We start from the raw sequence: 11588 nt of genomic DNA on the forward strand, positions 1-11588 counted from the left end.
ATTGTTTTTTATTAAGGTGTAGTAGTGAATTTAACTAAAAAGATTATTATCGGCGTGTGCATCTATCTGGTATTTTTGCTGGCCTTGTTACCTGCAAGTGTGGTGATAAAGCTGGCGCCTCTGCCTAATAATATCAACTTGAGTGGTGTTTCTGGCTCAATATGGTCGGGAAGTATCGAGTCGGTAACAATACAAAATAGGCAATTAGAGCAGGTTCAGTGGCAGTTGAGCCCCTGGGCTTTGTTGCTGGGTCAGGCTGAGATAGATCTGGTTATTGGTAATCGAGGCTCGGCGGTTAACGGTAAGGGATTATTTATTTTTACCATGAGTGGAATCGATGCCGAAGGCCTGAGATTCGAGGCGCCTATTAGCTTCCTGTTAGGCAATAATCGCTTACCCTTCAGCACGAAAATCGGTGGCGATATCAGCTTGTTTATCGATCGTCTTGAGCAAGGGGCTCCCTGGTGTGAACAGTTAAATGGTAAGCTGTTTATTAATAGTGTCGGTGTAAAAAATCAGTTCGGCGACTATCCTCTTGGAGACATAGAGCTAGGCCTGAGCTGTGTCGATGGCAATGTGAAAGTGAAATCAGATGAGACCATGAATCAGCTCGGTTTCAGTGGAACTCTGGTGCTGCAGGCTGAGAAAGTGGTACAGCTCAGCGCTAAGATAAAAGAGACAGCTTCACAGCCCGAAGATCTGAAGAAGGCATTGGCTTTCCTGGGTAAGAAAGATAGCCAAGGTTACTATCCAATCAGTTACCAAGGCCGGATTCCCGGACTTTAACTGGAACTGCAAGAAGAGGTGTTGCCAGAAGTGTAGATGCTCTTTCGGATAACCAGTTCATGGCTGGAGAGCATATGGTCTAGCCATGCAGCCAGTTCAGTATGTTCAATGTTCAGGGACAAGCTCTTGTGGTGGGCATTGGTGACCTGGATGCGAGACTTTTTTGCGCACCTAGGGCGGACAGGAATGGCATGCTGTCCTGTCTTAACTGAATCCTATCGACTAAGGTTTTGTGCAGCACCATGATATCGAGCCGTAATTCTCTTTGCCAATAATCAACGAAGTTTCTGGTTGTAGATTAAAAATAGGATAGTAAGATTGTACTGTTAAGCACTTATCATTTGGCTCAGGGACTCCTATGAAGCACAAGAAACCGGAAATTCTAGGTTCAGAGATTATTGCGCAAAGCCGCTTGTTTAAAATCGAGCAGATAAACCTCAAATTTTCCAATCAGGTCGAGCGACAGTATGAGCGGATGAAGGGAAATAATCGTGGTGCTGTGATGGTGGTGCCTGTGCTCAATGGGGATACTCTATTACTGGGGCGCGAATATGCCGCTGGTACTCATACGTACGAGCTCGGTTTTCCGAAAGGTTTAATCGATCCCGGTGAGGAGGCACATGAAGCGGCTAATCGTGAGCTGCAGGAAGAGATAGGTTTTGGGGCAAGAAAGCTGACCCATCTGATGGAGTTGAGTCTGGCTCCTGGTTATTTCTCCAGTAAAATGCAGATTTTTATTGCCGAAGATCTTTATGAGAGCGTTCTGGAAGGAGATGAGCCTGAGCCTATCGAGATGGTTCCCTGGCCGCTGGATAATTGGCAATCTTTGCTTGAGCAGGAAGATTTTTCAGAGTCTAGGAGCGTAAGCGCCTTGTTTTTAGCTCGAAAATATCTAAAACTATAAGTGTTTAAAACATAATTATAAGAAGATTTTTTCTTATGTGTATGTGTGAGTCGGCTGTTGGAGCAGTTATGAAGCCAGAAGAGTACATAGAACAAGTAATTGATATTGCTGTTGAAGCGGGAATAAAGATACGTGATATCTATCTTGAAGGGACTTTTGAAAAAGAGATGAAGTCTGATAACACGCCAGTGACTTCGGCAGATATTGCCGCTCATGATATTATCACCGCCGCATTACAAGCCTTGACTCCCGATATTCCGGTGCTTTCCGAGGAAGATGCGCATATTCCTTTCTCTGAGCGCAAGGACTGGCAACGTTATTGGTTGGTAGACCCCTTAGATGGCACCGGGGAGTTTATCGCGGGCAGTGGTGACTTCTCTGTGATTATCGCCCTGGTAGAGCATAATCGGCCTATCATGGGGATAGTGTATGTGCCTATGACTGAGGTATGTTACTACGCCATTGCTGGACTGGGAGCCTATAAACGTGATGGCCAATCAGAGGTCAGGATCATGAGTCGTCAATTGCCTGCCGATCGGGAACCGTCGCTAAAGTTAGCCGTTAGCCGACGCCAAGACCCGCAGTCGGTACTTAAGTTATTTAGCAATACCAAACATTGCGAATTGATTGTACTCGGTGGAGCCGCTTTAAAGAGCTGCCTGGTGGCAGAAGGAAAAGCCGATTGTTATGTTCGTATAGGGCCAACGGGTGAGTGGGACACAGGAGCAGCTCAGATCATTGTTGAAGAGGCTGGCGGGCAGATCATGGATATTGAGCTTCAGCCCCTGAGTTATAATGAACGAGAATCTTTAGAAAACCCTAACTTTATTGTGGTTGGTTCTCCCCACTTAGCCTGGGACGTTCTGCTAACTGCTGAGTGCTAAACTAATATAGTTAAACAGGCGATCAATGATGGCCTGTTCTTTAAGTGCAGGATTAGCAAAATGATAGCTTATAATAATAGATAAGAGGCTAGATTTTATGATTTTGACTCGACGTTTCCTGCCCTATTTTATTACTCAGTGTCTAGGTGCGTTGAACGACAATGTCTATAAAAATATCTTATTACTCTTGGTCACCTATTCTCAACTTGCTAGTCTGCCTATCGATGTAAATTTATTTGTGAATCTCGCCGCCGGTTTGTTTATTCTTCCCTTCTTTCTTTTTTCTGCTCACGCAGGTCTGATCGCCGACAATATCGATAAAGCGATATTAATTCGACGCCTCAAGTTGTTAGAGGTGATCATCATGTGCTGTGGTGCGGCGGCAATCGTTAGCCAAAGCTACTTGATCATGCTGGTATTGCTCTTTCTGATGGGGACACAATCGGCTTTCTTTGGCCCGGTAAAATATTCACTTCTACCTATGGTGTTGAAGGATAATGAGTTGGTTAGGGGCAATGCTTGGGTAGAGATGGGTACCTTCATCTCAATCTTGACTGGCACCATAGTCGCTGGTCTGATCGTTGCCAGTGATTATACCAACACGTTAGCCGCGATAACCGTCGTTTTTTTAGCATCTGTTGGCTATATCTCGAGTCGCTTTATCCCATCGATCCCCCTAAGCTTTAAACCTAAAAAATTAAGGTTCACTCCTTTTTCCGGTTCGATAGCCAGCCTTAATAAAGCCAGGCGAACGCCTTCGATATGGATGGCTGTGCTTGCCATTAGTTGGTTTTGGTTTCTTGGTGCTACGTATCTTACTCAGTTTCCCAATTTTGCTAAGTTACACTTGCATGCAGGAGCCACAGTGGTTTCCTTGTTGTTATCCTTGTTTTCTATCGGTATAGCGGCGGGATCATTTTTATGTGATCGCCTGTCATTCAAGCAAGTCGAGCTAGGCCTTTTGCCCTTCGGTTTGCTAGGTTTGACCATTTTCGGTATCGACCTCTATTGGGCTGTACCGGACTTAAATCCTGTCGATGTTTATACTGCCAGCAGCTTCATTGGCGAGTCTCAACATTACCGGCTCATGTTTGACCTATTCATGGTTGGGGTCAGTGGTGGTCTATTTATCGTGCCCTTGTATGCATTTATTCAGGCGAGGACCAAGGAGGGGGAGTGTGCTCAGGCCATTGCGGCCAATAACATAATGAATGCACTGTTTATGGTGATGTCAGCAATCTTCGCCATCATCTTCTTGGGCCCTCTGGGTGGGAGTATATTGCACTTGTTCTTGGTGCTCGCCCTAGCAAATGTAGTGGTTGGAGCCCTGCTGTTTATCAGACTAGCTGAGCTGAGATTGAGGCTGGTAACTTATCTCTTGGCTAGGTTCATACATCCACTCTCTGTGGCTCAAGGTGATACTTTACCTAAACGTGGAGGAGCAGTATTAACTGGGTCATCAAGTTCAGCGAAAGATCTGTTTCTGATACAGAGCCTTTCTATACGACCAATATGTTTTATATTGAGACAGCCTCTAGGCACGGGGTTTCTGGCCAAGGTGTTAAGAACATCGGGAAATGTATTGGAAGCGGTATCGGGTAAACAAGGGGAGTTTGATGAGAGGAACTTGGAGTATATCCAGGGCATAGCTAAGGCATTAGCTAATGACGAGCTGGTTTATCTGTGTATAAATGATCATCTGGATGTTAGCGATAAACTAGAGGGATTGCTTGGGTCTGTACCTAGGCTGAGCATCTCATTGCAGCCTTTGCATCCCAGAGGAGACAAAAGTGTAGATAAGATGGCATCGAGTAGAAGAGTCGGCGTGGTGTTAAGCCAAAGAATAAACATACCTCTAGAAAATGACTAGAGGTATGTGACAACGGCGAGGCTTGAACATTAAGCTTATGTGCGAGCCGAATACTCGTCTAACCATTCATGCATTGCCTGATGCGAGCCCTTAAATAACACTCGATCTCGTTTCTTGTCCAATTGATACTGATACATAGGGTCGTAATATTTGTCGAGTAGCATAGATATCCACTCGAGGTGAGCCTCTGTACTGCTCGTTTGTTGTTGAATTTTCAGTGCGTTGGTAATGATGGACTGAAACTCATCATGTAACTGGCCACCGAGTCGCTTCTTAATACCTGTGATGCTTAGGCTCAAGTATTCTGAGAACGCGACCCAGCCAGCCTCTTCACCTAGACGTTCTATGTAGCCTGAATGCATCTTATGGACGTATTCATCCAATAATCTGGCATGTCTATCTTCATTGGATTCCTCTAACACTAACATCTGCGCCGTTTGCATGGCGCTGTAAAATGTCTTAGGTATCGCAGAACGACCGATGAGAAAGCTTTCATCCTCTAAGACTAAACAGCGCTCTTCTCTTTGCTGATGTCTTAATAGTTCCACTGCCAAATGATTTTCAAAATTGATCTGGGTCGGTTGGGGCTCATGGTAACGCCCGAAACTCGATCCCCTGTGATGGGCTATGCCTTCCAGATCGACGGACTCGGAACGCTTGACTAAGAAGTCAGTTTTACCGCTGCCAGTGATACCACTGAGAATCAATACCGGTTGCTGCTGAGGGGCTTCATCGATGACATCGATAAGATACTGGCGCATAGCCTTATAACCACCCTCTACATAGGGGATCTCCAAGCCAGCCTCTTTAAGCCATTGTTGAGTAAGTTGGGATCTTAGGCCGCCGCGAAAGCAATACAGGTATGCATGTGGGTTTTTCGCAAAATAATCCAGCCAAGCATCTAGTCTCTGCTGCTTTATTTTACCTTTAATCAGCGAGTGCCCGAGTTGTATGGCCGCTTCCTGACCATTTTTCTTGTAGCAAGTACCTACCTTCTGTCGTTCGCTATCTTGCATCAACGGCAGGTTAGTACTGCTTAGGAACGCGCCCTTGTTAAATTCGAGCGGTGCCCTGACATCCATCATAGGATGACTCGATAACATGATCTCTCTGTAAGCGCTCTTAGGGACTAGATGTTTGCTCATTAGATGAGTTCCACGAGCTGAGCTTGTGATGCATTGGTCATAGTACCAATACATTTAGTCGGCACATTATTCTTGGCTAGCAAGCTAATCAGCTCTTGCTCGGCATTAGCCGCTACCGAGATGAGTAAACCGCCGCTGGTCTGAGGATCACAGATAATGCCTTTCTGCTCATCTGTAAGTGTTGGCAGGTGTTCGCTGTAGCTCTCGTAGTTTCTGTGTGTTCCACCCGGTATACAACCCATCTCAAGATAGGTTTTCGCCTTAGTTAATAGTGGTAAAGCCGAAACTTGGATTTGTGCATTGAGTTTTGCTCCCAGACACATCTCGATCAGATGCCCGGCAAGTCCAAACCCTGTGACATCTGTCATGGCGTTAACACCGGAAATTTTTGCGATTGCCGGGCCTAATATATTCAGTTCGCACATGGCATCGACGGCAATGTTGATATCTTCAGGCGCAATTTTCTTCTGCTTCTGGGCCGTAGTTAAGATGCCTATGCCTAAGGGCTTAGTCAGATAAAGCTTGTCGCCAGCTTGCGCCGTATCATTTTGCTTAAGTTCGGCTAGCTGGATCTGCCCGGTCACTGCGAGCCCGAAAATGGGCTCTGGAGAGTCGATACTATGACCACCGGCCAACATGATGCCGGCGTCTGCACAGGCTTGGCGCCCGCCATCGACAACTTGCTGAGCCACTTCTGCCGGTAAGGTATTCACCGGCCAGCCTAAAATTGCGATGGCCATCATAGGTGTGCCGCCCATGGCATAGATATCGCTGATAGCATTAGTTGCGGCGATTCGGCCGAAGGTGAAGGGATCATCGACGATGGGCATGAAGAAATCTGTGGTGCTGATGATGCCGGTTTCTTCATTGAGCTTATAAACGGCGGCATCATCCCGAGTTTGGTTGCCCACTAATAGATTGGGATCTTCGAACACCGGAAGCTGAGAAGCTAATATAGTACCTAGAACTTTTGGTGAGATTTTACATCCACATCCTGCACCATGGCTGTACTCGGTAAGTTTGATTGTAGATTTTGACATGAACTCAAAAGTCCCTTGAGAAGGTAATTAGGCGCTCATGATAGACCTATCGTCTTGCTACTTCAATTAGCAGTGCTCTGGAATGAAGGCGGTGAGGAGAACTGGGGGAATAGAGATAATTTATAAGTAAGCTAGCAGATGAATCCTCTGTAAAAATAACGGCTCGATAGAGATGTTATCGAGCCGTTTTATAACAGAACTAAGCGTAAGTCGCGGTGAGTAGCTTCCAGTTCCTATGCTGTAAAATGAAACGTTGTTTCATCTCATTGACTTGCTGCGCTAATTGCTTGCTGGCTAACTGTTTGCGCTTCGCTTCGAGCAGCTCCTTTTTAGCTTGATAATAATCAGCTAGATGAGATTTTAATATCTCGTATTCTGCCTGCAGCTTGTCTAACACTTCATCGCAGTTACTGAGTGTCGAGACGCGATCTTGGGTGCGCTGCAGTTGCATCTTGAGTTTGGCACTCTCTATTCTCTCCTGGGGAGTGACCCGCAGATCTGTTGCTAGTCCACACCAATAGAGTGAGTTGATTAGCCACTTGGTTGGATCGTAGTTCCACCAATGTATGCCGTTACGATAGTCATTTTCGAAGATATGATGGAAGTTATGATAGCCTTCACCATAGGTAAGCAGAGCGATAAAGCCATTATCCCGCGCCGTGTTCTTATCCGTGTATGGCTGGATTCCCCATACATGGGCCAGTGAGTTGATAAAGAAGGTACAGTGTTGCACAACAACCAGCCTTAACAGGCCTGCCATGAGTAGCATTGCCAGAATGTCGCCATTGAGCCAGCCTAAAAGTGCGGGTAAACCTATGTTCATCAAAATAACCAAAGGTAGATAGTATTTGTGTTGCCACATCACTATCTTGTCATTCTGCAGATCGCGAACATTCTTGTAATCATGATAAAGCTGAGCATGATATTCCCTCAGCATCCAGCCTATGTGGCTGTACCAGAATCCCATCTTAGCCGAATAAGGATCTTTTTCATTATTATCGACATGCTTATGATGCACTCTGTGATCCGAAGACCAGTGAAGCGCGCTGTTCTGTAGTGCTAGCGCGCCGCCCAATGCAAACAGGAAGCGAACCGGAGCCTTGGCTTTATAGGTTTTGTGAGACCAAAGACGGTGATAGCCCGCGGTAATCGACAAGCCACTGGCAAAAGCGAAACCGATGAAAGCAAGCCATTCAGTTAAGCCGTAGCCCTGTGTCATGCCGTACCAGGGAACGAGTATGGCGGCCCCCAGGAAGGTGATCAAAAAGAAGGCTATGTTGTTCCAAATTAGCGGGGGTTTTTTCATTATTCTTATCCAGTTCAACTTTGAGCGTACACCTGTACGCTAATTTAGCTTGCAAAACGGTTTTGGTCAAGTCGGAAACACTCGTTAGGGGCTGTGTTTTAGTGTCAAAAAATGTATTATCACCGGATAATACTTAAGTTTCGGATCCACCATGACGGGTGTAAGAGCACAGCAGAAAGAGAAGACGCGCAGGGCGTTAGTCGATGCAGCATTTAATCAACTCAATGCTGAGCGTAGTTTTTCGAGTCTAAGTTTGCGGAAAGTCGCTCGCGAGGCAAAAATAGCGCCAACCTCTTTCTATAGACATTTTAAAGATATGAATGAGCTAGGCTTGACCATGGTCGATGAAGGTGGCTTAACACTCAGGCAGATGATGCGTAAGGGACGGCAGCGAGCCGAAGCTGGCGGTAGTGTTATTCGTATCTCAGTCGATACCTTTATGGAAGTGCTAGAGTCTAATCCGAATGTGTTTAGAATCTTATTGCATGAGCGTTCTGGCACATCGGCTCCCTTTAGAGCGGCGGTAGCTCGTGAGATAGAGCATTTTATTTCCGAGTTGACGCATTATACCGAGGCCACGGCAAATAGAACCCCTGAACTTGCCAGGGCTCAAGCCGAAGCCTTAGTCACTTTGGTTTTTAATGCCGGAGCGGCGGCATTGGATATGAAGCGAGTCGATAGAAAAGTACTTGCCGATAGATTAGTTATTCAGTTACGCATGGTGGCCAAGGGCTCGGAAGCTTTACAACAGAAGTTGGATAGAAGATAGCAGTGAGCTGGCTTGAAAATAAAAGGGCCTATTGATACCATTCCGAGTAAGTATCTGAACTGACCAGATACTTATATGGAATGGTATTAGGCCCTTTATCATTTGTGAAGTTAACTGAGAATTGTTCTTAGTTTACTTCTTCTCTAATAGTACACCTGATTCCATATGGTCTGTATATGGGAACTGGTCGAACAAGGCGAAGCGAGTAATATTGTGTGTCTTGGTCAGCTCGGCTAAGTTTTCAGTCAAGGTGTTAGGGTTGCAAGATATGTATACGATACGCTCATAGCCTTGCACTAGCTTGACGGTATTTGAATCTAATCCTGCTCGTGGTGGGTCAACGAAGATGGTATTACAATTATAACTGTCTAGATCTATCCCTTCCAAGCGTCTAAAACTTCTCTTCTTAGCCATTGCATCGGTGAAGTCTTCTGCAGACATACGTATGATCTGCAAGTTGTCGATCTTGTTGATTTCGATATTGTATTGCGCCGACTGAACCGAAGGTTTCGCCAGCTCAGTGGCGAGAACCCGATCGAAGTTTTGCGCTAAAGCGATAGAAAAATTGCCATTACCACAATATAGCTCTAACAGATCACCCGTGCTGTTTTTGGTGACATCTATTGCCCATTCGAGCATTTTTACCGCGACCTTGCCATTGGGCTGAGTGAAGCTATTTTCAATTTGATGATAGTGAAGCTGCTCACCGTTCACGTTTAGGCTTTCAACCACGAAATCTTTATCGAAAATGAGTTTCTGTTTTCGGGCTCTACCGATCAAGTTAACCTTGAATCTAGATGCTAGTTTCTCTTTAAGGACCTTAGCCTCTACTTCCCACTGCTGATCCAGTTGCTTATGGTAAAGTAAGGAAACTAAGATCTCGCCACTGAGAGTAGAGAGAAAGTCGATTTGAAATAATCTATGTCTTAGTATGGTGTTAGGCTTTAACTCTTCGATTAAGGCGGGCATCATCTCGTTGATCAAGCTGCTCGCAGGAAGAAATTGGTCACAACGAACCTTACTGTCTAGCGCTTTATCGAACATGTAGTAATACATGTCGTCACCGTCATGCCAGATGCGGAATTCACAGCGCATACGATAATGGGCTGTTTCAGAGCCAAAGACTTCTAACCTTGGCGTATCAAAGTCTGTGAATATCTGTTCCAGCTTGATGCGCTTTTTTTCGAGTTGCGCATCATAGGTCTTAGGATCCATTGCTGCTAAATTCATTTATTGATCACCTTGGTTTAATTTGGGGCGGAATTATTATACTAGATGAGTGATATGTCCAGTTTCTGGCTTTCGATTTATAGAATCTTGTGTGAAAATTGCATTTTACCCCTCTAAATCATCTAAGTAGTAGCAATATAGAATGTAAGGGCTATTGCTAGTAAGGTCACGTAAGTTAATGGAGAAGTGTCTTGTCTAAACCTATACTCGTTTTCGATTCAGGAATTGGTGGTTTAACTATTCTTGATGAAATAGACAAGCACTGCCTAATGAGAGCTATATATACTTGTTCGACAATGCTCGCTTACCTTACGGTGAGTTAGCTGAACAGGAACTGATTTCAGGCTGCGTCGCGCTCATTACTGATTTCGTTCAAAAACAGTCAGTATCCATGGTGGTCATAGCCTGCAACACTGCCAGCACGCTCATATTGCCATCATTGAGGGCGGTACTCAATATTCCCGTTGTTGGCGTGGTGCCGGCAATCAAGCCCGCTGCTCTTTTATCTCGAAACAAACACATAGGCTTGCTTGCAACTCCTGGCACGATAAAGCGTGCTTATACTCATGAGTTAATCGCTCAATTTGCCAGTGGGTGCTCGGTCGAGCTGTATGCCACATCGGAACTGGTCATGCTAGCGGAACAGAAGGCCGCTGGTGATCCGGTGACTCAGCAAGAGTTGGCACAAATTCTAAGTCCGATTCTTGAAAGTGAGCTCGATACTTTAGTTTTGGGTTGTACCCACTTCCCTATACTTAAACAGGAGATGCAAGAATACTTAGGGGATAGGGTATCACTGCTAGATTCTGGTAAGGCGGTTGCGGCACGAGTATTAACCTTGAAACTTCAGACTCAGCAGGAATGGGTGTTGGCTAAGCAAGATAATGAGTGCAGAGATGTGATCAGGGAAAGGGTGGAGCAAGAAAGTAAAAATATGCTTTATGGAACTGGGCTAGCCTATTATACCTCTGAAGAAATAGGGCAAGGTCTGAAAAAGACATTAGCCAAGTTTGGTTTATCTAAATCCTTTAGAGTGAGTCACTCAGAATAGAATTTAGCATACAAACTGGCTAATATCCTGCCGCCTAAGCTTTAGGCGTTTTCGTTACGTTCGCTCTTATCTGAATCTTGAGATTTAGCTTCTCTGACTTTTAAGGTACGTTCCTGGAAGTCAAACTCATTTAACTTAGACATGGCTTTCTGCGCGCCAGCTTCCGACATCTCGATGAAACCGAAACCTTTACGACGTCCAGTCTTGCGATCACGTACTAATCTGACTGAGTTTACCGGGCCATACTTACCAAATAACTCTTTTACTTCGCCTTCATGTACACGGTAAGGAAGATTACCTACATAAAGAGTCATTGTTGGACCTGTGTATTGTTCAACACTTGCGGCATTATCACCGGCTTCTGTTGATTGGCCTTTTAGGGAAAAGATAACGCTAGCAATAATGGCACCAGTAAAGAAAGCGACTGCAGCGTTTAACTCGGGAGCGACAAAATGAATCGCTACTGCGCCAAGGATGGCGATAATCAAAACAATAAGAAATGGCTTTTGCATAAATATGATCTCTGAAGAATTGATAAATACTGTTAATAGCAGGTATATGGTAATGAATTATTTAGCATTACACTAGTCCATGCCGAAAAAA

At 45.1% G+C, this 11588-nt stretch carries 10 protein-coding genes and 2 pseudogenes; 6 read left to right on the forward strand and 6 right to left on the reverse strand.

Annotation, left to right across the window (positions count from 1 at the left end; genetic code table 11):
• Positions 1-24 precede the first annotated feature (24 nt).
• Entirely contained in the window at positions 25-786 is a 762-nt protein-coding gene (locus tag KT99_RS07000) for a type II secretion system protein N (protein ID WP_005498377.1), read from the forward strand.
• Here KT99_RS07000 and KT99_RS22760 read toward each other — a convergent pair.
• Positions 754-1066, reverse strand: a pseudogene (locus KT99_RS22760) (HAD family hydrolase); the annotation flags it as partial. The gene KT99_RS07000 and the pseudogene KT99_RS22760 overlap by 33 nt on opposite strands.
• 78 nt (positions 1067-1144) lie before the next feature.
• Between KT99_RS22760 and nudE the strand changes: the two are divergent.
• The 3 genes from nudE (at position 1145) to KT99_RS07015 (ending at position 4444) form a co-directional block, all read left to right on the forward strand.
• Positions 1145-1690, forward strand: coding sequence for an ADP compounds hydrolase NudE (nudE, locus tag KT99_RS07005; RefSeq protein WP_005498378.1), 546 nt, complete (start codon positions 1145-1147; stop codon positions 1688-1690).
• A gap of 68 nt (positions 1691-1758) precedes the next feature.
• A complete protein-coding gene (gene cysQ, locus KT99_RS07010; RefSeq protein WP_040571689.1) occupies positions 1759-2574 on the forward strand; it encodes a 3'(2'),5'-bisphosphate nucleotidase CysQ in 816 nt (271 codons plus the stop codon).
• Positions 2575-2671: 97 nt separating this feature from the next.
• The gene (locus KT99_RS07015) at positions 2672-4444 is read left to right on the forward strand and encodes an MFS transporter (RefSeq protein WP_005498382.1); all 1773 of its coding nucleotides are present in this window, start codon (positions 2672-2674) and stop codon (positions 4442-4444) included.
• Positions 4445-4479: 35 nt separating this feature from the next.
• Here the strand turns inward: KT99_RS07015 and mnmH are convergent, their stop codons facing one another.
• The 3 genes from mnmH to KT99_RS07030 form a co-directional block, all read right to left on the reverse strand.
• Entirely contained in the window at positions 4480-5589 is a 1110-nt protein-coding gene (gene mnmH, locus KT99_RS07020) for a tRNA 2-selenouridine(34) synthase MnmH (protein WP_005498384.1), read from the reverse strand.
• The gene (gene selD / locus KT99_RS07025) at positions 5589-6629 is read right to left on the reverse strand and encodes a selenide, water dikinase SelD (RefSeq protein WP_005498386.1); all 1041 of its coding nucleotides are present in this window, start codon (positions 6627-6629) and stop codon (positions 5589-5591) included. Before selD ends, mnmH begins: the two co-directional genes overlap by 1 nt.
• A 199-nt stretch (positions 6630-6828) precedes the next feature.
• A complete protein-coding gene (locus KT99_RS07030; protein ID WP_005498388.1) occupies positions 6829-7935 on the reverse strand; it encodes an acyl-CoA desaturase in 1107 nt (368 codons plus the stop codon).
• Positions 7936-8086: 151 nt separating this feature from the next.
• Here KT99_RS07030 and fabR point away from each other — a divergent pair, with 151 nt between their 5' ends.
• The gene (gene fabR / locus KT99_RS07035) at positions 8087-8704 is read left to right on the forward strand and encodes an HTH-type transcriptional repressor FabR (RefSeq protein ID WP_005498390.1); all 618 of its coding nucleotides are present in this window, start codon (positions 8087-8089) and stop codon (positions 8702-8704) included.
• Between the two features lie 132 nt (positions 8705-8836).
• Here the strand turns inward: fabR and trmA are convergent, their stop codons facing one another.
• Positions 8837-9934 carry a tRNA (uridine(54)-C5)-methyltransferase TrmA gene (gene trmA / locus KT99_RS07040; protein ID WP_005498392.1) on the reverse strand — a complete coding sequence of 366 codons (1098 nt, stop codon included), beginning with the start codon at positions 9932-9934 and terminating at the stop codon, positions 8837-8839.
• Positions 9935-10125: 191 nt separating this feature from the next.
• Between trmA and murI the strand changes: the two are divergent.
• A pseudogene (gene murI, locus KT99_RS07045) lies at positions 10126-10985 on the forward strand (glutamate racemase).
• A 41-nt stretch (positions 10986-11026) separates the two neighbouring features.
• On the opposite strand, the gene KT99_RS07050 reads toward murI, so the two are convergent.
• Complete coding sequence (locus KT99_RS07050) at positions 11027-11497, reverse strand: RNA recognition motif domain-containing protein (protein WP_005498395.1); 471 nt, start codon at positions 11495-11497, stop codon at positions 11027-11029.
• Between the last annotated feature and the right edge of the window lie 91 nt (positions 11498-11588).

The sequence above is a fragment of the Shewanella benthica KT99 genome, from assembly GCF_000172075.1.
Classification (GTDB): domain Bacteria; phylum Pseudomonadota; class Gammaproteobacteria; order Enterobacterales; family Shewanellaceae; genus Shewanella; species Shewanella benthica_A.

Excerpts from the sequence above, each read along its gene's own strand:
- KT99_RS07030 (WP_005498388.1), bottom strand. The coding sequence starts at position 7,935 with ATGAAAAAACCCCCGCTAATTTGGAACAACATAGCCTTCTTTTTGATC.
- KT99_RS07050 (WP_005498395.1), bottom strand. The coding sequence starts at position 11,497 with ATGCAAAAGCCATTTCTTATTGTTTTGATTATCGCCATCCTTGGCGCA.
- trmA (WP_005498392.1), bottom strand. The coding sequence starts at position 9,934 with ATGAATTTAGCAGCAATGGATCCTAAGACCTATGATGCGCAACTCGAA.
- mnmH (WP_005498384.1), bottom strand. The coding sequence starts at position 5,589 with ATGAGCAAACATCTAGTCCCTAAGAGCGCTTACAGAGAGATCATGTTA.
- selD (WP_005498386.1), bottom strand. The coding sequence starts at position 6,629 with ATGTCAAAATCTACAATCAAACTTACCGAGTACAGCCATGGTGCAGGA.
- nudE (WP_005498378.1), top strand. The coding sequence starts at position 1,145 with ATGAAGCACAAGAAACCGGAAATTCTAGGTTCAGAGATTATTGCGCAA.
- KT99_RS07015 (WP_005498382.1), top strand. The coding sequence starts at position 2,672 with ATGATTTTGACTCGACGTTTCCTGCCCTATTTTATTACTCAGTGTCTA.
- fabR (WP_005498390.1), top strand. The coding sequence starts at position 8,087 with ATGACGGGTGTAAGAGCACAGCAGAAAGAGAAGACGCGCAGGGCGTTA.
- cysQ (WP_040571689.1), top strand. The coding sequence starts at position 1,759 with ATGAAGCCAGAAGAGTACATAGAACAAGTAATTGATATTGCTGTTGAA.